Raw genomic sequence first — 24,727 nt, 5'->3', positions numbered from 1 at the left:
GGGATCGACTCATCGGCCGATAGACGAGGATGATCGCTTCAGAACGGTTCGTCGGAAGAGCGAGTCGTTCGATGCGGTCCATGGGGGGCTGCTCAGGTAAGGGGGACACCTTGGGAGCTAATGAACTGTCGATGCAGCTGTGGCGCGAACGCGAGCTGCTCGAGATGCTGATCTTCAAACTCGAGGAGCAGCGCCTGCTGCTCGAGGCCGGGAACACGCGCTGGATCCATCTCGCGTCGCGCGAGATCGAGCGCGTCCTGGAGGAGCTGCGCGAGTCGGGCCTCGGCCGCGACGTCGAGGTGGCCGCCGTCGCGCGCGAGTGGGGCGTGCCCGAAGCCGCCACGCTGTCGGAGCTGCTCGATTCGGCCCCGACCGGCACGTGGCGGGATGTCTTCGCCGAGCACCGCGCCGCGCTCACCGAACGCATGGCGGAGGTCTCGCAGCTGAAAGAGGCGAACGAGACGCACCTGCGCGCAGCCAGTCGCGCAGTGGACGAGACGCTCGCCGGACTCGAGTCCGGCACGGGCGAGTACACCACGGGCGGTGGGCGAGTCCGCGAGGACACCGCGCGCATCGTCGACCGGGAGATGTGAGGACGCAGATGTCGACATTCAGCGGGTTGGGGACGGCCGCGAGTGCGCTCGCCGCGGCGCGGCGCGGCATGGACCTCGCGGGACAGAACGTCGCCAACCAGCTGACGCCCGGATACACGCGGCAGCGGCTGGAGACGTCCGCGGTCGCGCCGCCGGCGGGCGCGACGCGCTTCGGACCGGTCGCCGGCCAGGGCGTCTCCGTCGACGGGATCGCGCGGCTGGGGGATGCGGTGCTCGATGCGCGGGTCCGCGACACCCTCGCGGCATCCGGCTACTGGTCCGCGCGTGCGCAGGCCGCGGTGCGCGCCGAGGCCTCGCTCGCCGAGCCGGGCAAGAACGGCCTGGCCGACCAGCTCTCGCAGCTGTGGACCGCATGGCAGGACCTGTCGAACGCTCCCGACTCCACGGCGGCTGCCGCCGCCGTCGTGACCCGGGGTGAGACGCTCGTCGCACGGATCGCCGACGGATACCGCTCCGTCGCCGAGCAGTGGTCGTCGGCGCGCGACGCCGCCGAGCTGACGGTCGATCAGATCAACGCCGCCGCGGCCGAGATCGCCGAGCTCAACGCTGGGATCCGCGAGGTCGGCGTGGCGGGCGGCTCCGCGAACGAGCTCATCGACCGGCGGAACCTGCTCGCGCAGACCGTCTCGCGGCTCTCGGGCGCCGTCGGCACGGTGGAGTCCGACGGCACCCTCACCCTGAGGGTCGACGGGAACGCCCTCGTCTCGGGCACGCGAGCCCGCGAGCTCGAGGTCATCGGTCCCCGCTCCATCGGCGCGGACGAGCCGGTCGTGCTCGCCTGGCGCGAGCCCGGTGCTCCGCCCGTCGGGGTCTCCAGCGGCGAGCTGGCCGGCACCCTGTCGGTGCTCGCCCCCGCCGAGTCCGGCGGAGTGCTGGCGGGGCTCGCGGCGTCGTACAACGACCTCGCGGCATCCCTCGCCACGACGGTGAACGCGCAGCACCGGCTCGGGTCGACCGCGTCGGGCGTGCCGGGCGGTGACTTCTTCGCCGTCGCGGCGGACACGCCCGCTGCGCTCGCGCTCAGCGTCGTACCCCGCGGCCGCGACGACTTGGCAATCGCCGCTCCCGGTGCGGGCGCTCTCGACGGCGGGAACGCCGACGCGCTGTCGGGCATCGGGAAGCGGTCCGACGGACCCGACGCGCGGTGGAGCGATGTCGTCTCGCGTCTCGCGGTCGCCACCGCCGCCGAATCGGGACGGGCCGCGCGCGCCGAGACGACGGCGGTGGCCGCGGCGGCCGCGCAGCAGTCGGTCGCCGGCGTCGACAACGACGAGGAGACCATGAGTCTGCTGACGTACCAGACCGCCTACCAGGCGGCGGCGCGTGTGCTCACTGCCGTCGACGAAGCCCTCGACATCCTCATCAACCGCACCGGCCTCGTCGGCCGCTGACACCCGGAGCGCCATGATCAGCCGAGTCACATCGCAGACGCTCGCGCAGTCCGCCCTGCGGAACCTGCAGTCGGGCCTGAACGACCTGTCCCGCCTCCAGAACCAGGCGACCTCGCAGCGGGCGTTCGCCGCCCCGTCCGACGACCCCGCCGCCGCGTCGGCCGCTCTCGACCTCCACGCGGCCCAGCACCGGAACGCCCAGTACGCGCGCAACATCGGCGACGGCCTCACCTGGGTGACGACCGTCGACAACGCCATCTCGGCCTCGACGTCACTGCTCGGGCGTGCGCGCGACCTCACCCTGCGCGGCGCGAACTCGGGGGCACTCGACGCCAACGCGCGCGAGGCGATCGCGCTCGAGCTCGAGACCATCGCCGATGAGCTCTTCGCCCAGGCGAACACGACGCTGCTCGGACGCTCCGTCTTCGCCGGCACCACCGAGGGCAGCGCCTTCGCAGCCGACTTCACGTTCGCGGGCGTGCCGGGCAGCGAGGTGCGCCGACGCGTCGCCGACGGCGAGACGGTGCGCGTCGACGCGAGCGGCGCGGAGGTGTTCGGCTCGGGCGAGGACTCGGTCTTCGCCCTGATCGGATCGATCGTCGCCGATCTGCGCGGCGGAGCCGACATGCGCGGCCGCATCGACCAGATCGACGACCGCATGAACGCGATGCTGGGGGTGCAGGGCACGGTGGGGGCGAGGCAGAATCAGATCATGCGAGCCAAAGACGCGGCGGCCGACGCGACGGTGTCCCTCGAGGCGCAGCGCGCGGCGGTCGAGGACATAGACACCGTCGAGGTGCTCGTCGCCCTGAAGTCGCAGGAGCTCGTCTACCAGTCCGCACTCGCCGTCACCGCGCGGGTGATGCAGCCGACGCTGATGGACTTCCTCCGATGACCGCGCTCCAGTTCGTGACACCGCCCCCCGGGCTGTCGCCGCACACGTCGTTCTCCCTCGACGAGGTCGACAGCGCTGGAGGCCTCTACGCGCTGACGGCCGCCGACGACCCGGGGGTGCGGCTGTTCGCCGTCGATCCGGGGGCCGTCATCGACGACTACGCGCCGACGCTCTCCGACGCGAACGTCGCCGACCTGGGACTGTCCGAGCCGGCGGATGCCCGGGTGCTCGTGGTGGCGCGGATGACGGACGAGGGCATCGGCGTGAATCTCCTCGCCCCCGTCGTGATCAACCGGCGCACCGGCGTCGCGGCGCAGGTCATCCTCGAGGGGCAGGACCTGCCCGTTCGGGCCCTGCTGGCCTGACCCCGGCCCGGCCCGTCTCAGGCCGCGGCGCGCGCCGCGGCCGTCCGCGGAAGCGATGACGCCGACCCGGCGGCATCCGCATCGATCGCCGCGAGATAGCGCGGCTTGTGTCCCGTGCGGATCCCGGTCGCGCTCGGCTTGTTCTCGTAGACGCCCGCCGCCCAGTTGCCCTCGACGAGCACGGGGCCGGTCGGGGAGACCGCGATGTCCCAGCCGACGTAGCGCACCTGGGGCACGACGCGCGCGAGTCGGTCGACGAAATCGAGCACCTCGTCGAACATCGGCAGGCGGAAATCGGCGATGCGGATGCCGCTGTCGGGATGTGTCGGGTACACGCGGTCGTTCGAGTCGTAGCCGTCTCCCGTGGCGCGGCCGGTCTCGTCGAGCATTGCGTAGAAGCCGCCGAAGGCGTTCTGGTCGCTCACCGCGCCGCGGCCGAACTTCTGGGCCATGGCGAGCACGTGCGTCCGCTCGCCGTCGAAGTAGGTCGTCACGCGCGTCGTGTTGACGGTGCCGGGGCAGAGGGCCGCGAGCTCGTCGTGCTGGCGGATGACCTCTTCGACGAGTGTCTCGCCCCGCTCCAGCAGTCCGCGGTGGAACAGCGTCCAGTCGGTGACGTCGTGGGCGACGTAGCGATGCACGCCGAGGCCTGCGCGTCCCATCGGCTCCTTCGTGACGATCGTGCCGTGCCGCAGTGCGAAGGCGCGCACGTCGTCGACATTGTCGGCAGTCACGACCAGCCACTCGCGCTGCAGGTGCGGGGCGAAGGTGTCGTTGAAGGCGATCTTGTCGTGGAAGAGGTGCCGGTAGGCCGGATCGTCGAACCGCACTGCGAGGCGGTGCGAGACGGGGCTCGTCATGTAGGTCGCGCGCTCAGCACGGGTGAGCATGGCGAAGTCGTAGTCGATGTAGTCCTGGAACCCGACGCCCCGCGCCCCGGCCTGCCAGAGCATGTCGAGGACGACGCCGAGCGTGCTGCGGCCGTGCCGCTGTCCGGCCCGCCGCGCGCGGGCGACGAGGCTGCTCGGGTTGACGCGTCGAGCCCGCTCCCACAGGAAGGGGAGACCGGGCGTCAGGGTTCGGGGGGATGTCATCGGGTTCCTCGTGTGGTTCTCAGGCGCGTTCCCGCGGTGCGCCCGCGACGGCGATGGGTCCTGCGTCGGGCGGCGCAGGACCCACCGTCGCGAGGCTTACCGGAGCAGCTGGAGCACGCCCTGGTTGGCCTGGTTCGCCTGCGCGAGCATGGCGGTGCCCGCCTGCGACAGGATGTTCGCCGCGGTGTACTTGACCATCTCGGCCGCCATGTCGGTGTCGCGGATGCGGCTGTTGGCCGCCGACAGGTTCTCCGCCGACACGTTCAGGCTGTTGATGGCCGACTCGAAGCGGTTCTGCGCAGCACCCAGACCGGCACGCTGCGACGACACCGCCGTGATCGCCTTGTCGATGGCGGTGATCGCCGACGCCGCGTTCTCGGCGGAATCGAACTTCACCTCGATGGCGGCAGCCGCGGCCACAGCGGCGACATCGTCGCCGCCACCGGCGACACCGTCGGGACCGTTGCTGGCGGTAACGCCGTAGGTGAGGTCGACCACGCCGGCCAGGGCCGACTTGAGGTCGCCGAGCGTCACGCTGATCTGCGACGACGAGTCTCCGTCGGCACCGATCTGGAACGACAACGCCTTGGTGCCGTCGCCCTTCAGCAGGCTGATGCCGTTGAAGTTCGTCGACTCCGCGATGCGGCCGAGCTCGGCGGTCAGCTTGGTCGCCTCGTCGGTGATCGCGTTGCGCGAGGCCGGGTTGTTCGAGTCGTTTCCGGCCTGAACAGCCAGGTCGCGCACTCGCTGGAGGATCGAGTGGACCTCCGTCAGGGCGCCTTCCGCGGTCTGGATGACCGAGATGCCGTCCTGAGCGTTGCGCGCGGCCACGTTGAGCCCGTTGACCTGAGACTTCAGGCCCTCCGAGATCGCGAGGCCGGCGGCGTCGTCCGCGGCGCGGTTGATGCGCAGACCGCTCGAGAGCTTCTCGAGCGACTTCGACACATCGTTCTGCGTGTTGGACAGGTTGCGGTAGGCGTTGAGCGCGCCCACGTTGGTGGCGATCTGCATTCCCATGGTTCATTCCTCCGTGATTGGGATGAGCGGGAGCCCGTCCTGGGCTCCCGGAGTCCGTCCGTGGACTCCTGGATGCCTCTATCGACCGCTCATCGTCATCGGTTAGGCGGGTACGCTGACCCGGTGAGCCTGCTCGATATCCGTGGTGCCGCGCTGCGGCGTTCGGGCCGCGAGCTGTGGAGCGGTCTCGACCTCACCGTCGAGCCGGGCGAGCTCATCGCGGTCCTCGGTCCGAGCGGTTCGGGCAAGACGACGCTGCTGCGCGCGATCCTCGGTCTCGAGCGTCTGAGCGAAGGGTCGATCACGGCGCTCGGCCGGCCCGTCAAGCACAAGGGCAACCGATCGATCGGCTACCTGCCGCAGGCGCGGCCCCTGCCGCGCGACACCGCGCTGCGCGCCCGCGACCTCGTCGCCCTCGGCGTCGACGGTCACCGCTTCGGTCTGCCGCTCCCGCGGAAGCGCGACCGCGAGCGCGTCGATCGCCTGCTCGACGGCGTCGGAGCGGCGTCCTTCGCCGATCGCCCCGTGGGGGTGCTGTCGGGCGGCGAGCAGCAGCGCCTGCGCGTCGGCCAGGCTCTCGCCGACGACCCGCAGCTCCTGCTGTGCGACGAGCCGCTGACGAGCCTCGATCTGGCGAACCAGCAGGCCGTCGTCGGGCTCATCGACCAGCATCGGCGCTCGGGCGCCGGGGTGCTGCTCGTGACCCACGACATCAACCCGGTGCTCGGCAAGGTCGACCGGATCCTCTACATCGCGAACGGCCGCTTCACGCTCGGCACCCCGAAGGAGGTGCTGACCTCGCCCGTGCTCACCGACCTGTACGGCGCGCCGGTCTTCGTGCTGCGGGCGGGCGACCGGCTGGTCGTCGTCGGGGCCCCCGACGCCGACGCGTCGCACCACCACCACGACCACGGAGACCACGCATGAACTGGGCCGACGTCTGGGACGCGATGTTCGGCGGCCTCCCCGTCTACGGCGACATCCTCGCGCTCGTGCAGAACTCGGTGTGGGCCGGAGCCGTCCTCGGGCTCGTCGGCGGGCTCATCGGGGTCTTCGTGCTGCAGCGCGACATGGCCTTCGCCGTCCACGGCATCAGCGAGCTCTCTTTCGCGGGAGCCGCCGCCGCGCTCCTCATCGGCGTCGATGTGGTGACGGGATCGATCGTCGGGTCGATGATCGCCGCCGCCCTCATCGGGTGGCTCGGGTCGCGCGCCCGCGATCGCAACTCGATCATCGGCGTGCTCATGCCGTTCGGTCTGGGGCTCGGCATCCTGTTCCTCTCGCTCTACGACGGCCGCAGCGCCAACCGGTTCAGCCTGCTGACCGGACAGATCGTGTCGGTGCAGTCCGGTCAGCTGGGGTGGCTCATCGGCATCGGCGCGTTCGTGCTCATCGCCCTGCTGCTGATCTGGCGTCCGCTGCGCTTCGACTCGCTCGACCCGCAGTCGGCCGCGGCGCGCGGTGTTCCGACGGTCGCCGTCTCGCTCGGGTTCATGCTGCTGCTCGGCCTCATCGTCGCCGTCGCGGTGCACATCATCGGCGCGCTCCTCGTGATGGCGCTGCTCGTCACGCCCGCCGCCGCGGCCGTGCGGGTCGCGACGGGGTCCCTCGCCGTTCCGCTGCTCGCCGCCCTGTTCGGCGTCGTCTCCGCCGTCGGCGGCATCCTGCTGGCGGTCGCGGGAACGCTGCCGGTCAGCCCCTACATCACGACCATCTCGTTCACGATCTACGTGGTGTGCCGCATCGTCGGCGCGCGCCGCGGGCGGGTGCTGCGCACCCAGCCGACCCTGAGGCGCGCCGAGTAGACTCGCCGCCATGGCTCAGCGGAACACCTGGCAGCGCGAGCGCGTGCGCACGGCGCTGTCCGACGCCCGCGGGTTCGTCTCGGCCCAGGATCTCCACGCGTCGCTGCGCGACGACAACACCGGCATCGGGTTGGCGACGGTCTACCGTGCCCTCGCGACCCTGGCCGCCTCGGGTGAGGCCGATCAGCTCCAGAGCCCCGATGGCGAGGCCATCTACCGCGCCTGCTCGAGCGACGGTCACCACCACCACCTCATCTGCCGGTCCTGCGGTCTGACCGTCGAGATCCAGGCGACGGATGTCGAGGAGTGGGCGCACCGCACCGCCGCCGCCAACGGTTTCACGCAGGCCGAGCACATCGTCGACATCTTCGGAGTCTGCGCCGCGTGCTCCGCGGCCCGAGCCGATGAGAAGCGTGGCGGGGCCTAAGACCGCACGGCTCGCGCCCTCTCCCGCGACGCGTTCCGCCGTCGCGCTCGGGATCGGTGCGGCCGTCGTCGTCGCCCTCGTCGCCCTGGCCGCGCTCACCCCCGGGCCCGCGCTGCCCACGCGTGCGCAAGACGGGGTCACCCTCGGGCTCAGCGTGCTCATCGAGTCGCTGCCGTTCGTCCTGCTCGGTGTCGCGCTATCGATCATCGTGCAGGTGTGGGTGCCGCCGGGAGTCATCGAGCGCTGGATGCCGCGCCGGGCGTGGGCTCGCCGCGCCGTGCTCTCGCTGCTGGGAATGCTCATCCCCGTCTGCGAGTGCGGCAACCTGCCGTTCGCGCGCGGCCTCATGATCCGCGGTTTCTCGGTGCCCGAGACGATGACCTTCCTCATCGCGGCGCCGATCGTGAACCCCATCGTCATCATCACGACCCACCAGGCGTTCGGATTCGACGACGGCATCCTCATCGCCCGGCTTCTCGGCGGGTACGCCGTCGCGAACCTCATCGGGTGGCTGTACTCGCGGCATCCCGATCCCGACGGCCTGCTGACCGATCGGTTCCTCGCGGCCTGCGAGCTCGCGGCCGAGGACCCGGGCGGGAAGGGCCGCCGGAGCCTCGCCCAGTTCGTGGTCGAACTGCGGGCCGTGATGCCGGCGCTGATCCTCGGCTCGGCGATCGCGGGCGCCGTCCAGGTGCTGGTGCCGCGCGACACGCTGCTCGCGATCGGGTCGAACCCGGCCCTGTCGATCCTCGCGATGATCCTGCTCGCGATGATCGTGTCGATCTGCTCGAACGTCGACTCGTTCTTCGCCCTGTCGTTCGCCTCGACCTTCACGCCCGGCTCGATCGTGGCGTTCCTCCTCGTCGGCCCGCTCGTCGACGTGAAGATGCTCGCGCTCATGCGCACGACGTTCCGCTCGCGGGTGCTCGTCGCGCTCGTCGTGATCGTCGTCCTCTTCGCGATCGCCGTCGGAGGGATGGTGAACCTCCTTGCCTAAGTCATCGGCCCTGCTGACCCGGCTCTTCGGCGTCGGGCTCGCCGCCGCGCTCGCCGCGATCACCGTCGCTCTCGCTGCCACGGGCCGTATCGGGCTCTACATCAACCCCGAGTCGGCCTGGTTCGCCGTCGGCATGTCGGTGCTCGGCCTCATCGGAGCCGTCGTGAGCTTCGCGCTGCCGCTCGGCGCCGAGGCCGATCACGGGCACGACCACGGCGAGCTGCACGGGCACGGACGCGAGCACTCGCACGAACACTCGCACGAGCACGAACACATGCCGTCGGATGCGGTGCCGACCTCCCGTCGCGCCGCCCGTGCCGCGTCGCTCGCCGACGCCGCTGCTCTCGCCGGTGACACCAGCGCGCCCGGCGCCGCGGTCGCACCGGTGCGTCCGCGCCCCGACTGGCGGCTCGTGCTGGGGTCCGCGGCTGCGGGAACCGGTGGGCTGTTCGCGACCGGCATCGTCGCGGTCGTCCTCGTGACGCCGCCGGCGACCCTGTCGGCCGAGCTCGCGATATCGCGCGACACGGGGACGCCGCCGCTGTTCCAGGGCGCCGACACGGTCGCGCTCGCAACGACCGGTGACACCTCGTCGTTCGGCGTCGGCGAGTGGGCGAGCGTCTTCGCGACGGCGACGAACCCGGAGGCCTTCGAAGGCGACGAGATCAGCCTGACCGGCTTCGTGACTCCGTCGAGCGCGGGAGGCTTCGGGCTGACGCGGCTCGTGATCACCCACTGCGTCATCGACGCGCAGCCCGCCAGCATCCCCGTCGGCGAGACAGCCGACATCCCCGCGACGGGGGAGTGGGTCACCGTCACCGGCGTGATCCGCGACCGTGACGGCGCGCTCGTCGTCGAGGCCACGGGCGTGCAGTCCGTCGGCGAGCCCGAGGACCCCTATGAGTACTGATCGACGGGCCGGGGTCTCGCGCCGCGCGCGCACGCAGGAGCGCCGATCGCGGCGCTTCGTCGTCGCGATGGCGGCGGTGATCGGCGCGCTCGCGCTCGTCGGCGGAGCGAGCGGCGTGCTGACGACCGTTCAGGGGCCGCGGGCGACGGCGACGAGCGTCGACCCCCGGGCCGGGATCGAATCGGCGGGGTCGCGGCTGATCGTCACGACGACTCAGTCGCTCGAGGAGATCGATCCGGCGCAGGTGCACATCGAGCCGGCCGCGGACTTCACCGTCGACACATCGGGCCGGCAGATCGGCATCCGATTCACCCTGCCGCTACGGGACGAGACCGACTACACCGTGCGGATCGACGGCGTGCAGGGCCTCGGCGGAGGGCCGGCGGCGACGATCGAGGAGTCGTTCTCGACGCCGGCGCTCGAGACCTACATCCTGCAGCGCGGCGGCGACGAAGACACCATCTTCCGCACCGGGATCGACGGTGAGAACGCGGTGCCGGTGTTCGCGGATCCGCATATCGAGGACTTCCGCGCCACGTCGACGCATCTCGCGATCGTGACCGCCGATGACGAGGGCGTCTCGACGCTGATCGTCACGGACCGCGACGGCGAGGGGGCGCGCGAGCTCGGCCTGCCGGGTCGCGGGTTCGTGACCAACCTGCAGACCGCCGACCGCGGCGACCTCATCGGTTACACCTACACCGACGCGGGCATCGGGTCGGCGGGCGGTCTCGAGAGCGCCCTGTTCACCGCGTCTCTCGCCGACGGCAGCGCCGACGATGAGCCCACGCAGCTGCAGTTCGCCGGCGGTGACGCGCGCGTCGACGACTGGCGCTTCGTGCCGGGGACGGATGCCGTGCTGCTGCTCGGCTTCGACGGGGCCCTGACGCTCGTTTCAGCTGCCGGAGGCGAGCCTGTCTCGCTCGGCAATGCGATCACGATCGACGGCATCGCCCGCGGCTCGACGGAAGCCATCGTGCAGCGGGCGACCGGCCTCGTCGCGATCGATCTCGCGACGGCGGAGGAGCGGCCGTTGAGCGCCGCGGATGCGGCAGCCGGCGAGACCCAGTCGGTCACGGCGTTGCCCGGCAACGCGGATGAGACGCTGCGCGTGCTCTCGCGGCTCGACGGGTTCACGGTGCTGTCGACGACGGCTGCCGTCGTCGGAGCCGACGGTGCGACCCGCGACGTGTTCACGGTCGCGCCGGATGACCTGCTGCTGCACACGTGCGTGTCGCCGAGCAGCCGGTACGCCGCGTTCCTCATCGCGCCCGACGCCGTCTCGAACTCGTATGACGCGTATGCGCTACCGCTGCCCGAGCGGGTTCAGACGCACATCGTCGACCTCGGCACCGGCGAGGAGGTGTCGGCGCTCACCGGTTTCGACATCTCGTGGTGCCAGAGCGCACCGCGGCCGTGAGCGCCGGGTTCCATCCCGCGACCCGTGAGGAGCTCGCAGCGCTGCCCGTGCAGGTCGCGCCGCGCCTGCTCGGCGGGCTGCTCGAGGTCGCGGTCGACGGCGCGCGCGTCGTCGCGCGGCTGACGGAGGTCGAGGCGTATCACGGTCGCGATACGGGAGACCTGCCCGACCCCGGGTCGCACGCGCGCATGGGTCAGACCGCGCGCAACGCCACGATGTGGGGCGAACCCGGCCACCTGTACGTCTATCTCAGTCACGGCATCCATTCGTGCGTCAACGTCGTCTGCGGGCCGGCCGGGGTTGCCGGCGGTGTGCTGCTGCGCGCCGCGGAGATCGTGGAGGGCGCGGATGTCGCCCAGCTGCGGCGGGCTGCGGCTCGGACCCACCGGGATCTCGCTCGGGGGCCCGGGAGGCTCGGCGAGGCGGTCGGTCTGCGGCATCCTGCGCACGACGGCATCGACGCTGTTTCCGGGCTCGAGCGCGCCGGCGCAGTCGCCCGGCTGCTGCTTCGGGACGAGCCGGAGCGCGACGTTCTGACGGGCCCGCGCGTCGGGGTGGCCGGTGTCGCGGGAACTGAGGCGTTCCCGTGGCGATTCTGGATCGCCGGTGACCCGACGGTCTCGCCGTTCCGCTGGGGTCGCGGCGCCGCCGAAGCAGCCGCAGAGGCCGGATCGTCCGCCCGCTGATCCCCGCGCTCTGGTGGCTCTCGTGGCTCCCGTGGCTCGCGTGGCTTTCGTGGCTCGCGTGGCTTTCGTGGCTCTCGTGGCGCGCTCGCGACTGATCGCGGACCACTGACGACCGCAGACGTAAGGGCAACGTGGGAACGCGGCTCGCGGTCGAGGCGTGACCTCGAGGGGTGCGTCGCTGCAGCACGGGGTGAGGGGCGAACCTCGTCAGAACGGCGGCGCAGATCCCGGAGGCGTATCGAGGCGACCCGGTGATCGCGGTGGTGGGGAGGGCGCGCCGGGCGGTTGTTGATCGTCCCGTCCATCGGGTGGACTCGCCGCGGTGAAGGCGACCGTGAATGCGACGAGGGGTGGTGGTGCGTCTTCGCGATAGATCCGTCCGGTGGGTGATGTCCAGATCAGCCTTCCGCCCGCGAGTTGTTGGACTCGCCATCGGGTGTGGTGTTTGACGTCGTGATGGCGTTTGCAGAGGTTGGCGAGGTTGCACACGTGCGTCGCGCCGCCGTCGGATGCGGCGATGGTGTGGTCGAGTTCGCAGCGGATGGCGGGTTGCCGGCATCCGGGGAACCGGCAGTGCCGGTCTCGGGCTCGCAGCAGCCGCACCATGGCCGCGGTGGGCCGGTAGCTGTCGCACTCGAGCACCGTCCCGGTGACCGGGTGGGTGAGAAGCCGGTCCCAGGAGGTCGCGTTGCCGGCGAGCTCGCGGGCGGTCGCGGCATCGATGGGGGAGCGCCCCGCGAGGTCGGCCGGCCCGTCGTCCTGTCCCATGAGCGTCAGTGCCGACACCGCGACCTGCACGTGCGCGCGGATCGCCCCGAGCGTTCCGTCGCCGTCACCGGTGCCAGTCGGGTCGAGCGCCGGCGTCCCCGCGAGGAGGAGGTCACTGAACACGTCGGCGCGGACTTGGTCGATGGTGCGGGCATCGTCGACGAACGACGACCCGTCGCGAATCGTCGTGTCGGCGCCGGGCGCGCCGCCGTTGGTGTCGGCTCGAACGCCAGGCGCCTCGGCTTGAGCGTCAGGGGCGTCGGCTCGAGCGTCAGCGCCGCCACCTGCCGCGTCAGCCTGGGCCCGCGCGTTGATGATCTCCCGCGCCTGCCGCGTCAGCCGGTCCACGATTCCGTCGGCGATCACGGTCGGCAGCGTCGCGATCAGGTCCGACATCCCATCCGCCCCGGCCTGCACCCACACACACCGCCCCGCCGCGGCCTCTTCATGGCGTTCGGTGAACGTCCGCGGATGCATCCGCTCGGCCAGCATCCGCAGCCCGTCCCGCACCCGATTCGGTGTTTCGCCCGCGCACCGCTCAATCGCGACCCGCTCGAACTCCGCCCGTCCCTCCGCGGGCACGATGCATCCGACCTCCTGGATCACCCGCACATGCCCGCGGACGATGCGCCCGTCCTCCCACGCGGCCATCGTCACGGGGTAGTTCTCGACGAGATCACGGGCTTCATCGATGCGTCGCTGCAACGTCCGGTCGGTCGCGATGAACACCCCGGCCAGCTCCGCGGCGATCCCGCGCAGCGCCATCTCGCGCGCCTTGACCTTCTCCGACGCACCCGCGGCCTGCCTCTCAGCCAGCACCCCGGCCGCGGCAAGCACCCGAACCTCACGGATCTGCGCCAACCGCGCAGCATCCGCCGCGCCCTCGGCATCCGCGACCAGCACCGCCAGGGCATCGACATCGCTGTCGCTGCCCATCCCGCTGCCGAGTTCGTCATTCGAATGCATGTTCTAATGTTGCCACGGGCCCCCGACATCGCGCCCCGACTCTCCACAGACGCGCGCGGGGCCCCGAACCCGCACGGTCAGCCCGACAATGCACCGTGCCCGAGCCCGCCACCGCGCCAAAACGTGCACCGCGTCAGAGTGCTCCACCGCGTCAGTCCCAGCGTTCGATGACGGCGAGATCGCCCGCCACCGCGCCCCCGCGACGAGCCTCTGCCAGGAGGGCGAGTGCTTCCGGGCTGTCGACGAAATGGAGCGTGCACGGACCGACGGTCCGCTGCCAATCCTCCGCGAAGGAGCGCAGACGCCCGCCGGCCATGCCGAACGACGCGGGCACGGCCAAGAACTGCGACCGGCCCTGCCCGCCACCCCCGCCGCGCGCACCGCTCCCAACACGGGCGCGCTTCAGCAGCCACCGTACGAGTGGCGACCGGCCGCCGGCATCCACCTGCAGCAGGAATCGCGGCGTGCGTATCGGTCCGAGCAGCTCCGACATCGCGCCGGCGAAGACGTGCTGCTCGGCGAGGGTGGCATGGGTCAGGCGCAGTTCGAGGTGCTGGAAGCCGCCGGCATCCGTCGGTCGCTCGACGTTCACCTCCGGCGTCGCCCGGTCGCCGATGCATCCCGCGCGCTGCAATGCGGCCACGACGGTGCGCGCGATGCGGCGATACAGCTCCGGCGCCTCAGCGTGGGCTCGACGGGAGCACCACCAGGCGCGAGCGACCGGCGCACCGGCGACCACGGCGCCGGTCAGCGCCACCGCCCCGGCCGCGACCCCGGCCACGCCGACCGCGCCGACCACGCCGGCGACCATGAGCGCGAGCGCCGCCGCGGCGACGATGCCCGCCGTTGCCGTGCCGGCCCCGAGCACGGCATCCGCTCGGCGCCGCGTTCGGAAGGTGGGGTCGGCGGCGCGCCGGACGATCACGGTCTCCGTCGACTCCCGGTCCAGGTAGTCCGTTCCGATCTGCCATGACGCCCGCGAGAGTTCTCGCGGCTCGACGACCGTCAGGGAATCGAGCTCGTCCGCCGACGGGAGAGAACCCGGCGCGAGCAGGCGTCGCTGCTCGGCCGTCAGTGCGCCGGCGAGGCCGCGGACGATGCGGCGGGGATCGTCGCGGTGCACGCCCCACAGGCGCGCCTGCTTGCGCCGCAGTCGCGAGAGATCGGGGGCCGCGTCGATCGGCGAGGACGGCGGGAGCAACGCGGTGACCGTCCAGATATGCGCGACCTTCTCGGACCAGTCCGGGTCGAGGCGCAACGCGCGTCCGCGCAGCTGCTGCGTCGCGGGGGCTGTCGCCACCGATGACAGATCGATGAGCGTGTTCACCGCGGGACAGTCCCACCCCTCGCCGAAGAGGCCGCGGGTGCCGACGACGACGTCGAGCTGGCCGCGGCTCAGCAGGGTCGCGGCGGCATGGACGAAGCCCGCGGCACCGACGCCGGGAGCGGAGATCTCGGTCACCGCCGGATTCTCGGCGACGGCCGCGGTCGCCACCTCGACCCCCAGGGCCGCCGTCCACGCTTCAGCCAACGAACCGGCGTGACGCGTCGCGATGCGCGTCGTCGATCCGGTGACCAGGGCACCGCGCAGGTCGGCGGTCGCGGCATCCGTCGCCAGGACGTCGAAGGTCCGCAACGCGCCCGCGCGGCTGACGAGTCCACCGTGGCGGTTGCCGTGCTCGCTGAAATCGGACACGACCAGTGCGCGCAAGCGCGTGCCCGTCCGGTCGCGTTCGAGGCGGAGGATGTCGCACACCGCGCGGTCCTTCGACAGCGATGACGCCAGCATCGTGTCGATGGGGTCGCGCGTGCGGCGCAGGCCACGGTCGGTCAGCGAGAAGCCGAAGTCGGCGAGTGCCGACCGGATCCGATCCCACCGGTCTCGGGCGGCCGGGTCGGGCAGCACGCGGTCGAGCGCGAAACGGCCCAGCAGTCGCAGCGACTCCTCCGTCGTCGGCTTTCGTCGCGCTGCGGTCGGCAGGCGTGCGACGAGTGGATGGTCAGGATGGACGGTCGCGAGCATCGCCGCCGCAGCCTCGGCGCCCGCGAAATCGTCGGCGAAGGCTCGTGCGAGGCGGATGTCGGCGTCGTTCGGCGCCGCGCGTGCCGATGAGGCCGGCGGCGGGGGAGCGAGCGCCGGCCCCGGCGTCTCGGCGTCGCCGTCCGCACCCGCGCCGGCCTTGCCCTCGACCGGAGGCTGGAGCATCCCGATGAGATGTGCGGCCCCGTCGCCGTGGGCGAAGGTCGAGCGGATGAGCACGGCGAGGCCGGTGGCGGCGCCCGACAGAAACGCGAGCTCGTCCGTCGTCGGCTCGACGAACCGCACGTACTCGCGGTACGGGGCGAGATTGCCCTCGCGGACGACCGCAGGGATCGGCACCTCGTAGTCGACCTCGCCGAGGAGCGAGGTGTAGTTGTCGTACGCGTTGCCGTCGTCGGGCGAGGGGAGCGTCGCGGTCAGGCCGACCACGAGCGGAGACCTGCCCGCGTCGCGCAGCCGTGCCACCAGAGCCGCGACGACGAGCGCCCAGTGGTCGAGCAGGTGATGGCACTCGTCGAGGACGACGGTGTCGACGCCGTGGTCGACGAGGCTCTCGATCAGCGCGCGAGCATTGGGGTGCAGTGCGCGCGACAGGGCGCCCGGGTCCTCCTGGGCGATGCGGCGTCGCAGCGTGCGCGAGCGCCGGGCTATCCCGGCGGCGTACGCGCGGTGGTTGCCCGAGCGCAGAGCGCCGAGCCAGGCGGATGCCGCATCCGTCGACCGCCCGTCCGCCTCGAGTTCGCGCAGCCAGCGCTCGTGGGCGAGCGCTGCGAGGGGATTCTCGCCGTCGAGCACGCTCAGCGACTGGTATGTCAGCGCCGTCAGTTCGCCCGGGGCTTCGCTCGTGGTCGAGACGGCGCCGGCCTCGGGGGCCAGCCGCCGCGCCTCGGCGGCCCACTGGTCGCGAATGGTGATCGTCGGGGCGAGGACGAGGGTCCGCGTCCCGCGCCGCATCGCGAGCAGGAGCCCGAGCAGGGTCTTGCCCGAACCGGGCGGAGCGACGATGTGCAGCGGACCGGGGCCGGAGGCGTCGACCCGTTCGAGCGCGTCGGCCTGATAGTGCCGCAACCGTCCGTCGAAGAGCCAGCGCCGAAGGGGAGCCTCGACCTCCGGCGACATAGCGGCAGTATGGCAGACCGTGCCGACGCGGCATCGGCGGGTCTCCTCCGGCCGCCCGCCCGGTCAAGGCGACACGCCGCCGCGTGCTAGACTGACTGTTTGTCTGCGCGCACTCCAGCACGCAGTACGTACCCACTCCCCATCACAGGCCCGAAACGGCCGGATGAGGCGCGGGTGCAGACAAGGGATCTTGGGTGGCACCGTCCGGTGTCACGGTACTAAGGAGAATCACTATGGCAGCAGTGTGCCAGGTGACCGGAGCAGTTCCCGGCTTCGGTCACAACATCTCGCACTCGCACCGCCGGACGAAGCGTCGCTTCGACCCGAACGTGCAGAAGAAGACCTACTACGTTCCTTCGCTCGGTCGCAAGATCACGCTGAACGTGTCGGCTAAGGGCATCAAGGTCATCGACGCCCGCGGCATCGAGTCGGTCGTCAAGGACCTCATCGCGAAGGGTGTGAAGCTCTAATGGCGAAGAAGGCTCAGGACGTACGTCCGATCATCAAGCTCCGTTCGACCGCCGGTACGGGGTACACCTACGTGACGCGTAAGAACCGTCGCAACAACCCCGACCGCATCGTGCTCAAGAAGTACGACCCGGTGATCCGCAAGCACGTCGAATTCCGAGAGGAGCGCTGATCTCATGGCTAAGAAGAGCAAGATCGCGCGCAACAACCAGCGTGAAGAGGTCGTCGCCCGCTACGCCGAGAAGCGTGCCGAGCTGAAGAAGACCCTCGTCGACCCGAACGCGACCGACGAGGCCCGCGAGGCTGCCCGCGTCGGCCTGCAGAAGCTCCCGCGCAACGCGTCGCCGGTCCGCATCCGCAAGCGTGACGCCATCGACGGTCGCCCCCGTGGCCACCTCTCGAAGTTCGGCATCTCGCGCGTTCGCTTCCGCGACATGGCGCACAAGGGCGAGCTGCCCGGTGTGACCAAGTCGAGCTGGTAAGCCAGCCCGCGTAAAGCACCTCGAGCTGGTAAGCCAACCCGCGTAGAGCACCGAAGCCCCCGTACCGATTCGTCGGGACGGGGGCTTCGTCGTTCCCGCGCGACGCCTCCTCGGGGAAGAGCCGTGCCGTCCACGGGAACGGGCGTCCGTGACAGCGGCTACGGTCGGAGGATGGACGTCAGCTCGATGATCATGGGTGGCGCGATCGCGTCGGTGATGTGGATCGTCTTCGTGCCGTGGTCGAAGCTCCGGCGGCTGCGCGAGCTCGACGAGCGCACCGGGCGAACGGACGGAGACTGACCATGCCGCTCGATCCGTTCTTCGCCGAGCGGCTGCGCACGCACCGGCGGTACCTCCTGCGTCAGGCCTGGCGGTCGGTCACGTCGGCGGTGGCCGAGCGGATGCCGCGGATGCCGCGGTCTCCCGCCGCCGAGGGCGTGCCGGGCACCGCGCCCGCGGCGACGTCCGCGCCCGCGCCGAGCCCGGCCCCCGCCAAGCCCCCCGCCAAGCCCGGCGGCAAGCGCCCGCTCACCCCGCGCGAGCGTCACCGCAAGGCGGCGCTCGCCTGGGACCGCCAGGAGCTCCGCACGGTCGGTACACCGGGACCCGGGATCGCCACGTCCGAGCACGTCGTCCCCGTGGCCGGATACCCCGACGTGCGCGTCCGGGTCTACCGTCCGAGCACCCTGGCCGAGGGAGAGCCTGCGCCGGCGTGCCTGGTCTTCGGCGGCGGGGCGTTCCGTATCGGCGGCATCGACTACCCGACGGCGGATGCCGCGTGCCGACGCCGTGCCGACGCATCCGGGGTCGTGCTGATCGCGGTCGACTACTCGCTCGCGCCCGAGCATCGCTATCCGACCCAGATCGAGCAGGCGTACGCCGCGTGGGAGTGGCTGCACGACGAGGCGGCGACGCTCGGCATCGACCCGGACCGCGTCGGCATCTCGGGGTCGTCCGCGGGCGGGAACATCGCCGCCGTAGTGACGCTCATGAACCGCGACCGTGCGCGGCTGCCGGTCGCCGTGCAGATCCTCGAGGTGCCGGTGACCGACCTCACCGGGCGGTTCATCGATCTGCGCGCGACCTACGCGCTCGGCATCCCGGCCTTCATCGCGCTGCGCGAGCTCGTCTCGGTCGCCCGCACGTACCTCGGCGACCGCTCGCGCGCGCGCGAGTCGTACGCGTCGCCGATGCGCGCCGATTCGCTCGCCGACCTGCCGCCGGCGGTCATCCTCACGGCCGAGTACGACCCGTTGCGCGGCGACGGTGCGGCCTATGCCGCGAAGCTTCGCCGCGCCGGCGTGGCGGCGAGTGCGACCCGGTACCTGGGCGTCACGCACGACACCCCGATCTTCGTCGGAGCACTTCCCGCCGCGCGTCGCTGGGAGGCGGAGGTCGTCGCCGCCCTCCGGCGGATCTGACCCCCGCGAACGTCACATCCGTCCCACGCGCCCCGAAAACGGGCGACACGCCGGGTGAAAGCGGCCCCCGAAGCCGGTAAATCCGCGAAATTCCGCGGAATCCGCGTATATTCGGGACCGGTCGAACGACCAACCGTGGGACGCGAGTCCCCCGGGAACCACCCACGCTGTCGGCGGCGCGTCCGTCGTCCGCCGTCTGGAGGACAACCCTATGGCTGACAAGTCCATCACCAAGACCGAGCTCGTCGCGAGCATCGCCAGCGCCACCGGTCAGAGCCAGGCCGCCGTCTCGGGCGTGCTCGACTCGCTCTTCACGACCGTCTCCGAGGCCGTCGCCAAGGGCAGCAAGGTCTCGATCCCGGGCTGGATCGCCTTCGAGCAGGTCGACACCGCCGCTCGCACCGGCCGCAACCCGCAGACCGGCGAGGAGATCAAGATCGCCGCGGGCAAGCGCGTCAAGGTGACCGCCGGCTCGAAGCTGAAGGCCGCCGTCAAGTAATCGACGACGATTCACCGGAGGGGGATGCCGACACGGCGTCCCCCTCCGTCGTTCCCGCCCCGCCCGCCGGGGACCTCGCGCCTGCGAGGCTCAGACCTCCCGGCCGCCGTAGGCTGGTGGGGTGGAATCCCGAGCGCAGCGTCTCGCCGGACCGGCGATCCTCGCTGTGTCGGCCCTCATCGTCGTCCTCATCGGCCTCGCGGCCGGCGGCGGCGCCGCACCGCTGCAGCTGCTCGACCCGGGACCGGTCGTGCGCTGGGGCCTGCCGATCATCAAGCTCGTCGTCAATCTGGCGGCAGCCGGCATGGTCGGTTCCCTCGTCGTGGCGCTGTTCGCCCTGCGCGCGGGCGAGCGCCCGTTCGACACGGCCCTCGACACCGCGTCGATCTCGGCGGCGGTCTTCACCGTCGCGAGCGCCGGCACCGCGTTCTTCACCTTCCTGAACCTCCTGGGCGCAGCTCCGAGCGCGAGCGCGGAGTTCGGCCAGCAGCTCGGCCGGTTCCTCGTCGACACCGAGGCCGGGCGCGCCTGGCTGCTGACGACGATCGCGGGCGCGGTGCTGACGGTGCTGACGTTCGCCGTCCGCGGCTGGACCTCGACGCTGATCGTCGGCATCCTCGCCGCCGCATCCCTCATCCCGATGGCGACGCAGGGGCACTCGGGCGAAGAGGCGAACCACAACATCGCGGTCACCGCGCTCGCCCTGCACATCGTCGCCGCCGCCGTCTGGCTCGGCGGTCTGCTGCTGCTCGTGATCATCCGGCCCGTCGTCGACCGTGCCGACATGGTCGCCGTCGTGTCCCGGTACTCCAGCATCGCCCTCGCGGCCTTCATCGTGGTCGCGGTCTCGGGAACGGTCCGCGCCGCCGTCGCGATCCTCTCGCCCGCCAACCTGTTCTCTCCCTACGGGGCGCTGCTGCTGCTCAAGGTCGTCGCGCTCATCGCCATGGGCGTGCTGGGCGCCTCGTACCGCGGGCGGCTCATCACCAAGCTCGCCTCGTCGGGCGCCGCCCGGGTGTTCTGGCTGCTCGTGACCGTCGAGATCGTCTTCATGGGCATCGCGAGCGGCGCGGCCGCGGCCCTCGCCCGCACCCCTCCGCCCGTCGACACGACCCTGCCCGAGCAGCAGACGCCCGCCCAGATCCTGACCGGCACCGTCCTGCCTCCCGAGCTGACGATCGACCGCTGGTTCACGATGTGGGATGTCGACCTGCTCTGGGTCTTCGCTGTCGGGTTCGGTCTCTTCTTCTACCTGGCCGGAGTGTGGCGCCTGCGCAAGCGCGGCGACCGCTGGCCGCTGTACCGCACCGTGCTGTGGGTGTTCGGATTGCTCCTGCTGGCATGGGTCACGAGCGGACCCATCAACGCCTACCAGGACTACCTGTTCAGCCTGCACATGATCGGGCACATGCTGCTCTCGATGGCCATCCCGCTGTGCCTCGTCGCGGGCGCTCCCGTGACCTTGGCCGCACGCGCGATCCGCAAGCGGGACGACGGGTCGCGCGGCGGTCGCGAGTGGATCCTCTGGGCCGTTCACACCCCGTTCTCGCGCGTCGTCACCCACCCGGCGTTCGCCGCGGTCATGTTCGTCGGCTCGCTCTGGGTCTTCTACTACACCGACCTGTTCCGCTGGACGCTGTACGACCACATCGGGCACGAGTGGATGGTCGCCCACTTCCTGATCTCGGGCTACCTGTTCGTGCTGTCGCTCATCGGCATCGACCCCGTGCCCTACCGTCTGCCGTACCCCTTCCGCCTCCTCACGCTCATCGCGGTCATGGCGACCCACGCCTTCTTCGGCATGGCGATCATGATGTCGTCCGGCCTGTTCGCCGCGGAGTGGTTCGGCTCGATGGGCCGCATGTGGGGGCCGACACCGCTCGAGGACCAGTACATCGGCGGTGGTGTCGCCTGGTCGGTCGGTGAGATCCCGACGCTGATCCTCGCGATCACGGTCGCGATCCAGTGGAGCCGCTCGGACGACCGGATGCAGCGCCGCCGTGACCGGCAGGTCGAGCGAGCCGGCGACACCGAGCTCGACGAGTACAACGAGCGCCTCGCCGAGCTGGCCCGCCGAGACGCCGCGCGCAGCCGCTGACGCCGATCAGCCCTGGTCGGCCGACACCTGGATGGATGCCGTGCCGTCGGGGAGGATCGTGATCTTGCCGGTCAGGAAGAACTCGACGTCCTCCGAGACCTCGTTGAGTCGTCCGTCGTAGATCGAGCGGATGTCGACGTCGATGTGGGCGACCGCGCGGGTGCTCGGGATCGCCCACTGCGCGCCGTCGGGCACGACCTCGATCTCGGGGTTCTGTGCGATCGACCACTGCGGGGCGCCCTCGACACGGTTGCGGACGAAGTAGCCGAACGGGCATCCCGTCGGCTGCAGCACCTGCTGGGTCGCGCAGGAGGCGAGGAACTCGTCGACGCGGTCTTGCACGACCTCGATGAACTCCGGCGTGGGCTCGGTCTGCAGATCGACCGGCACGGCTTTCTGCGGGGCATCCGAGAGCACGGCCACTCCGGGCGTCTGTGCCGTCGGGGTGTCGACCGAGATGGAGTAGGCGCCGGGAGAGAACACGAGCATCGACACGGGCACGAGCGGGTCGGCATCCACGCCCTCGGGCGCGACCTGCCGGGTATCGAGCTCGAAGCCGTTGACGGAGAACCGCGTGGCTCCTCGCACCGTGAGGTCGATCGCCGAGAGCGGGCTGTGCGCGAAGCGCCACGCCGGGGCGACGCCGATCCAGCCGTCCTGCTCGACGTCGAACTGGGTGCGGCCGCGATGACCGTTCGCGAGGTAGGTGACGGTGATCTCGGTCACGTCGCCGCGGACGCGCTCACCGATGACCGAGACCTCGGACAGCGGTGCGAGGGCAGCGCGGCGCAGCAGCACCTCGGATGTCGTCGACGGCAGGTCCGCCGCGGCGAGCTCGGCGGAGTCCATGGCGACGCCGGGCAGTCGCAGCGCATCGGCGGCGCTGCCGCTGCTCAGCAGCGACAGGTAGCGCTCGACGAAGGCCGCAGGGCTGTAGAGCGTGCGGTACACCGCGACACCGCCGACGCCGAGCGCGCCGAGGGCGAGCACCGAGAGGAGCCCGATCGCGGTGAGGTCGAAAGCAAGGCGTCGCCGGCCCCGTCGCCGGCCCTGTCCGGTTCGTCGCACGCTTTCGGGCGCGCTCGACTCATCGTCGCCGATCGCGGCGTCCGGAGTCGTCTGCCCCTCGTGCACAGCACAAGTCTAGGAAGGCTCACCTGTGGCTACCATGAATCGGTGACCTTGCCGCCTCTCTCCGCTGAGCAGGAGGCGCTGTTCCGACGCATCGAGACGACCCGAGACCACGTCTTCGTCACCGGACGCGCGGGCACCGGCAAGTCGACGCTGCTGCAGCACCTGGCGTGGAACACCGACAAGCAGATCGCGATCTGCGCGCCGACGGGGGTCGCCGCACTCAACGTCGAGGGTCAGACGATCCACTCCCTCTTCCGGCTGCCGATCGGTCTCGTCGCTGACAGCGAGCTGGAGCAGTCCGAGCCGACCCGCCGCATCCTGAACGCGATCGACACGCTCGTCATCGACGAGATCTCGATGGTCAACGCCGACGTGATGGATGCGATCGACCGGTCGCTCCGGCAGGCGCGCCGACGGCGCTCCGAGGCGTTCGGCGGTGTGCAGATCGTCATGTTCGGTGATCCGTATCAGCTGTCGCCGGTGCCGCCCCGCGGCGACGAGCTGAAATACATCCGCGACCACTACCGGTCGTTCTGGTTCTTCGACGCGCAGGTGTGGGCGGGGCCCAAGGCGGAGGCCGGCGCCATCCGCTCGGACGGACTGCTCGATCTCGGACGGGTCGGCGCCCCGCTGCACATCGCGGAGCTGGGGGAGATCCACCGTCAGGCCGACCCGGGCTTCAAGGAGATGCTGAACGCCGTGCGGTACGGCGTCGTCACGGCCGACATCGCCGCGGCGCTCAATGCGGCGGGAGCCCGCACGCCGCCGCCGCCCACCGGCGACGAGCCTCCCGTGATCACGCTCGCCACGCGCAACGACGCCGTCAACCGCATCAACCAGCGTCACCTCGACGCGCTCACCGGCCCGGTGCAGACGGCGAAGGCCGACGTGAGCGGCGACTTCGGCCGCGGCGAGACGTCGTACCCGGCCGACCCCGAGCTGCAGCTGAAGGTCGGTGCGCAGGTGATGTTCCTCCGCAACGACGTCGCGGGGTACGCCGGCGACGGCCCCCGCTGGGTGAACGGCTCGATCGGCACCGTCACCCGCATCGCGGGGTCGTCGGTGCGCGTCGAGCTCGACGGCGAGGAGCACGACGTCGAGCCCGCGGTGTGGGAGAGGTTCCGCTACGCCTACGATCCCGGCTCGCGCAAGCTGACGCGCGAGATCGTCGCGGAGTTCACGCAGTTCCCGCTGCGGCTGGCGTGGGCTGTGACGATCCACAAGTCTCAGGGCAAGACCTACGACCGCGCGATCGTCGACCTCGGATCGGGTGCCTTCGCGCCGGGGCAGACCTACGTGGCGCTCTCACGCCTGACCTCGCTCGACGGGCTCTACCTGTCGCGGCCGCTCCGGCCCAGCGACATCCTGGTCGATCACGACGTACGGCGGTTCATGGCCGCCGTCCGCGCGGCCGGCATGTGACCGGCAGGGTCACGCCACGACGGAGGCCCCGGATGCCGCTGCGGCCGCGTCCTTCGCCCGCGCGAGGTCGGTGAACAGGTCGGTGTTGAACTGGTAGGCGACGAGCACCTCGTCGATCACCCGCTGCTGCTCGGCCTCGTCCCACGGCGCGGCGTCGAGCTGCTCGCGATAGCGCTCTTTGAACGCGGCCGGATCGGCGATGTCGCCGAAGATGTAGAACCCGATGCCGTTGGTCTCGAACCCGAACTGGCGGGCCATGAGCTTGCCGATGAACAGCCCGCCCGACAGGTCGCCCAGGTACCGGGTGTAGTGATGCGCGACGAAGCCGCCGGCCCAGGTGGCCCCGACCTCGTCGATGCGGGCGACATACCGCTCGGTGGTCGGCAGCGGAGTGATCCGCTCGCGCCAGTCCGGGCCGATGAGGAACTCGAGGTCGGCCTCGAGGGCGGGAAGCCGGGTGAGCTTCTCGCTGATGAACGGAGCGGCGACCGGGTCGGCCGCCATGCGGGATGCCGCGCCCTCGAGCGCTGCGTAGATGAACCAGTGCTGCGCGACCAGGGCGACATAGTCGTCGCGCGTGCCCTTGCCGCGCATGAGGTCGGACATGAAGCCGGCGCCTTCGCTGCCGGAGTGCGCAGAGCTCGACCGCTCGCGCAGAGCGGTCGAGAACGGGATCGGTTCGAGCATG

The 24,727-nt window shown here is 71.2% G+C and carries 25 protein-coding genes; 19 read left to right on the top strand and 6 right to left on the bottom strand.

The genetic code is table 11. From position 1 onward, the window contains the following. Positions 1 to 110: 110 nt before the first annotated feature. Genes flgN through P6897_RS15195 form a run of 4 tightly spaced genes read left to right on the top strand, consistent with a single transcriptional unit; the run spans position 111 to position 3,265 of the window. A complete protein-coding gene (gene flgN, locus P6897_RS15210; RefSeq protein WP_036304750.1) occupies positions 111 to 593 on the top strand; it encodes a flagellar export chaperone FlgN in 483 nt (160 codons plus the stop codon). A gap of 8 nt (positions 594 to 601) precedes the next feature. Continuing rightward, positions 602 to 2,005, top strand: coding sequence for a flagellar hook-associated protein FlgK (gene flgK / locus P6897_RS15205; RefSeq protein ID WP_282501677.1), 1,404 nt, complete (start codon positions 602 to 604; stop codon positions 2,003 to 2,005). Positions 2,006 to 2,018: 13 nt separating this feature from the next. Continuing rightward, positions 2,019 to 2,900: a flagellin gene (locus tag P6897_RS15200; protein ID WP_112615201.1), complete on the top strand. Its 882-nt coding sequence runs from the start codon at positions 2,019 to 2,021 to the stop codon at positions 2,898 to 2,900. Then, positions 2,897 to 3,265, top strand: coding sequence for a flagellar assembly protein FliW (locus tag P6897_RS15195; RefSeq protein ID WP_112615199.1), 369 nt, complete (start codon positions 2,897 to 2,899; stop codon positions 3,263 to 3,265). The genes P6897_RS15200 and P6897_RS15195 overlap by 4 nt, the downstream gene beginning before the upstream one ends. Before the next feature lie 17 nt (positions 3,266 to 3,282). Here P6897_RS15195 and P6897_RS15190 read toward each other — a convergent pair whose 3' ends face one another. Together P6897_RS15190 and P6897_RS15185 are read right to left on the bottom strand one after the other, a co-directional pair. After that, positions 3,283 to 4,359: a sugar-transfer associated ATP-grasp domain-containing protein gene (locus tag P6897_RS15190; protein ID WP_282501676.1), complete on the bottom strand. Its 1,077-nt coding sequence runs from the start codon at positions 4,357 to 4,359 to the stop codon at positions 3,283 to 3,285. A 96-nt stretch (positions 4,360 to 4,455) separates the two neighbouring features. Next, entirely contained in the window at positions 4,456 to 5,376 is a 921-nt protein-coding gene (locus P6897_RS15185) for a flagellin (protein ID WP_282501675.1), read from the bottom strand. Between the two features lie 72 nt (positions 5,377 to 5,448). Here P6897_RS15185 and P6897_RS15180 point away from each other — a divergent pair, with 72 nt between their 5' ends. The 7 genes from P6897_RS15180 to P6897_RS15150 are packed head-to-tail and all read left to right on the top strand — an operon-like array spanning position 5,449 to position 11,621. Continuing rightward, positions 5,449 to 6,303 (top strand): metal ABC transporter ATP-binding protein, encoded by an 855-nt coding sequence (locus P6897_RS15180; RefSeq protein WP_114588855.1) that lies wholly within the window; start codon positions 5,449 to 5,451, stop codon positions 6,301 to 6,303. Continuing rightward, entirely contained in the window at positions 6,300 to 7,181 is an 882-nt protein-coding gene (locus tag P6897_RS15175; RefSeq protein ID WP_112615193.1) for a metal ABC transporter permease, read from the top strand. Before P6897_RS15180 ends, P6897_RS15175 begins: the two co-directional genes overlap by 4 nt. Before the next feature lie 10 nt (positions 7,182 to 7,191). Beyond that, the gene (locus P6897_RS15170; RefSeq protein ID WP_112615191.1) at positions 7,192 to 7,608 is read left to right on the top strand and encodes a transcriptional repressor; all 417 of its coding nucleotides are present in this window, start codon (positions 7,192 to 7,194) and stop codon (positions 7,606 to 7,608) included. Next, positions 7,586 to 8,605: a permease gene (locus P6897_RS15165; protein ID WP_112615189.1), complete on the top strand. Its 1,020-nt coding sequence runs from the start codon at positions 7,586 to 7,588 to the stop codon at positions 8,603 to 8,605. Before P6897_RS15170 ends, P6897_RS15165 begins: the two co-directional genes overlap by 23 nt. Then, the gene (locus tag P6897_RS15160; protein WP_282501674.1) at positions 8,598 to 9,515 is read left to right on the top strand and encodes a DUF1980 domain-containing protein; all 918 of its coding nucleotides are present in this window, start codon (positions 8,598 to 8,600) and stop codon (positions 9,513 to 9,515) included. The genes P6897_RS15165 and P6897_RS15160 overlap by 8 nt, the downstream gene beginning before the upstream one ends. Next, a complete protein-coding gene (locus P6897_RS15155; RefSeq protein ID WP_282501673.1) occupies positions 9,505 to 10,935 on the top strand; it encodes a hypothetical protein in 1,431 nt (476 codons plus the stop codon). Before P6897_RS15160 ends, P6897_RS15155 begins: the two co-directional genes overlap by 11 nt. Further along, entirely contained in the window at positions 10,911 to 11,621 is a 711-nt protein-coding gene (locus tag P6897_RS15150) for a DNA-3-methyladenine glycosylase (protein ID WP_274179478.1), read from the top strand. Before P6897_RS15155 ends, P6897_RS15150 begins: the two co-directional genes overlap by 25 nt. Before the next feature lie 207 nt (positions 11,622 to 11,828). On the opposite strand, the gene P6897_RS15145 is transcribed toward P6897_RS15150, so the two are convergent. Beyond that, positions 11,829 to 13,355, bottom strand: a complete 1,527-nt coding sequence (locus P6897_RS15145; protein WP_274179477.1) for an HNH endonuclease signature motif containing protein — start codon at positions 13,353 to 13,355, stop codon at positions 11,829 to 11,831. Between the two features lie 151 nt (positions 13,356 to 13,506). Further along, positions 13,507 to 16,515, bottom strand: a complete 3,009-nt coding sequence (locus P6897_RS15140; protein ID WP_282501672.1) for a DEAD/DEAH box helicase family protein — start codon at positions 16,513 to 16,515, stop codon at positions 13,507 to 13,509. Between the two features lie 233 nt (positions 16,516 to 16,748). Here P6897_RS15140 and rpmB point away from each other — a divergent pair, with 233 nt between their 5' ends. The 7 genes from rpmB (at position 16,749) to P6897_RS15105 (ending at position 21,483) form a co-directional block, all read left to right on the top strand. Then, positions 16,749 to 16,985, top strand: a complete 237-nt coding sequence (rpmB, locus tag P6897_RS15135; protein ID WP_005051771.1) for a 50S ribosomal protein L28 — start codon at positions 16,749 to 16,751, stop codon at positions 16,983 to 16,985. Next, the gene (gene rpmG, locus P6897_RS15130) at positions 16,985 to 17,155 is read left to right on the top strand and encodes a 50S ribosomal protein L33 (protein ID WP_005051772.1); all 171 of its coding nucleotides are present in this window, start codon (positions 16,985 to 16,987) and stop codon (positions 17,153 to 17,155) included. The genes rpmB and rpmG overlap by 1 nt, the downstream gene beginning before the upstream one ends. 4 nt (positions 17,156 to 17,159) lie before the next feature. Then, positions 17,160 to 17,465 carry a 30S ribosomal protein S14 gene (gene rpsN, locus P6897_RS15125; protein WP_112617610.1) on the top strand — a complete coding sequence of 102 codons (306 nt, stop codon included), beginning with the start codon at positions 17,160 to 17,162 and terminating at the stop codon, positions 17,463 to 17,465. Positions 17,466 to 17,636: 171 nt separating this feature from the next. Further along, the gene (locus P6897_RS15120; protein WP_258524735.1) at positions 17,637 to 17,765 is read left to right on the top strand and encodes a hypothetical protein; all 129 of its coding nucleotides are present in this window, start codon (positions 17,637 to 17,639) and stop codon (positions 17,763 to 17,765) included. 2 nt (positions 17,766 to 17,767) lie between these two features. Further along, positions 17,768 to 18,886 carry an alpha/beta hydrolase gene (locus P6897_RS15115; RefSeq protein WP_282501671.1) on the top strand — a complete coding sequence of 373 codons (1,119 nt, stop codon included), beginning with the start codon at positions 17,768 to 17,770 and terminating at the stop codon, positions 18,884 to 18,886. Positions 18,887 to 19,097: 211 nt separating this feature from the next. Continuing rightward, positions 19,098 to 19,385 carry an HU family DNA-binding protein gene (locus tag P6897_RS15110; protein WP_036304753.1) on the top strand — a complete coding sequence of 96 codons (288 nt, stop codon included), beginning with the start codon at positions 19,098 to 19,100 and terminating at the stop codon, positions 19,383 to 19,385. Positions 19,386 to 19,506: 121 nt separating this feature from the next. Beyond that, on the top strand, positions 19,507 to 21,483 hold the full coding sequence (locus P6897_RS15105; protein ID WP_112617617.1) for a cytochrome c oxidase assembly protein: 1,977 nt from the start codon (positions 19,507 to 19,509) through the stop codon (positions 21,481 to 21,483). Between the two features lie 6 nt (positions 21,484 to 21,489). Here the strand turns inward: P6897_RS15105 and P6897_RS15100 are convergent, their stop codons facing one another. After that, positions 21,490 to 22,617: a hypothetical protein gene (locus tag P6897_RS15100; RefSeq protein WP_282501670.1), complete on the bottom strand. Its 1,128-nt coding sequence runs from the start codon at positions 22,615 to 22,617 to the stop codon at positions 21,490 to 21,492. Positions 22,618 to 22,659: 42 nt separating this feature from the next. On the opposite strand from P6897_RS15100, the gene P6897_RS15095 reads away from it, so the two are divergent. After that, entirely contained in the window at positions 22,660 to 24,039 is a 1,380-nt protein-coding gene (locus P6897_RS15095) for an AAA family ATPase (protein ID WP_112617618.1), read from the top strand. Between the two features lie 9 nt (positions 24,040 to 24,048). On the opposite strand, the gene P6897_RS15090 is transcribed toward P6897_RS15095, so the two are convergent. Next, positions 24,049 to 24,726, bottom strand: a complete 678-nt coding sequence (locus tag P6897_RS15090) for a biliverdin-producing heme oxygenase (protein WP_112617619.1) — start codon at positions 24,724 to 24,726, stop codon at positions 24,049 to 24,051. Between the last annotated feature and the right edge of the window lies 1 nt (position 24,727).

Origin of the sequence: Microbacterium sp. BDGP8, from assembly GCF_029991045.1 — a bacterium.
Taxonomy (GTDB): domain Bacteria; phylum Actinomycetota; class Actinomycetes; order Actinomycetales; family Microbacteriaceae; genus Microbacterium; species Microbacterium plantarum.
This window is presented reverse-complemented; position numbering and strand designations above follow the sequence as displayed.

Excerpts from the sequence above, each read along its gene's own strand:
- flgK (WP_282501677.1), top strand. The coding sequence starts at position 602 with ATGTCGACATTCAGCGGGTTGGGGACGGCCGCGAGTGCGCTCGCCGCG.
- P6897_RS15200 (WP_112615201.1), top strand. The coding sequence starts at position 2,019 with ATGATCAGCCGAGTCACATCGCAGACGCTCGCGCAGTCCGCCCTGCGG.
- P6897_RS15195 (WP_112615199.1), top strand. The coding sequence starts at position 2,897 with ATGACCGCGCTCCAGTTCGTGACACCGCCCCCCGGGCTGTCGCCGCAC.
- P6897_RS15190 (WP_282501676.1), bottom strand. The coding sequence starts at position 4,359 with ATGACATCCCCCCGAACCCTGACGCCCGGTCTCCCCTTCCTGTGGGAG.
- P6897_RS15185 (WP_282501675.1), bottom strand. The coding sequence starts at position 5,376 with ATGGGAATGCAGATCGCCACCAACGTGGGCGCGCTCAACGCCTACCGC.
- P6897_RS15180 (WP_114588855.1), top strand. The coding sequence starts at position 5,449 with ATGCCTCTATCGACCGCTCATCGTCATCGGTTAGGCGGGTACGCTGAC.
- P6897_RS15175 (WP_112615193.1), top strand. The coding sequence starts at position 6,300 with ATGAACTGGGCCGACGTCTGGGACGCGATGTTCGGCGGCCTCCCCGTC.
- P6897_RS15170 (WP_112615191.1), top strand. The coding sequence starts at position 7,192 with ATGGCTCAGCGGAACACCTGGCAGCGCGAGCGCGTGCGCACGGCGCTG.
- P6897_RS15165 (WP_112615189.1), top strand. The coding sequence starts at position 7,586 with ATGAGAAGCGTGGCGGGGCCTAAGACCGCACGGCTCGCGCCCTCTCCC.
- P6897_RS15155 (WP_282501673.1), top strand. The coding sequence starts at position 9,505 with ATGAGTACTGATCGACGGGCCGGGGTCTCGCGCCGCGCGCGCACGCAG.
- P6897_RS15145 (WP_274179477.1), bottom strand. The coding sequence starts at position 13,355 with ATGCATTCGAATGACGAACTCGGCAGCGGGATGGGCAGCGACAGCGAT.
- P6897_RS15140 (WP_282501672.1), bottom strand. The coding sequence starts at position 16,515 with ATGTCGCCGGAGGTCGAGGCTCCCCTTCGGCGCTGGCTCTTCGACGGA.
- rpmB (WP_005051771.1), top strand. The coding sequence starts at position 16,749 with ATGGCAGCAGTGTGCCAGGTGACCGGAGCAGTTCCCGGCTTCGGTCAC.
- rpmG (WP_005051772.1), top strand. The coding sequence starts at position 16,985 with ATGGCGAAGAAGGCTCAGGACGTACGTCCGATCATCAAGCTCCGTTCG.
- rpsN (WP_112617610.1), top strand. The coding sequence starts at position 17,160 with ATGGCTAAGAAGAGCAAGATCGCGCGCAACAACCAGCGTGAAGAGGTC.
- P6897_RS15120 (WP_258524735.1), top strand. The coding sequence starts at position 17,637 with ATGGACGTCAGCTCGATGATCATGGGTGGCGCGATCGCGTCGGTGATG.
- P6897_RS15115 (WP_282501671.1), top strand. The coding sequence starts at position 17,768 with ATGCCGCTCGATCCGTTCTTCGCCGAGCGGCTGCGCACGCACCGGCGG.
- P6897_RS15110 (WP_036304753.1), top strand. The coding sequence starts at position 19,098 with ATGGCTGACAAGTCCATCACCAAGACCGAGCTCGTCGCGAGCATCGCC.
- P6897_RS15090 (WP_112617619.1), bottom strand. The coding sequence starts at position 24,726 with ATGCTCGAACCGATCCCGTTCTCGACCGCTCTGCGCGAGCGGTCGAGC.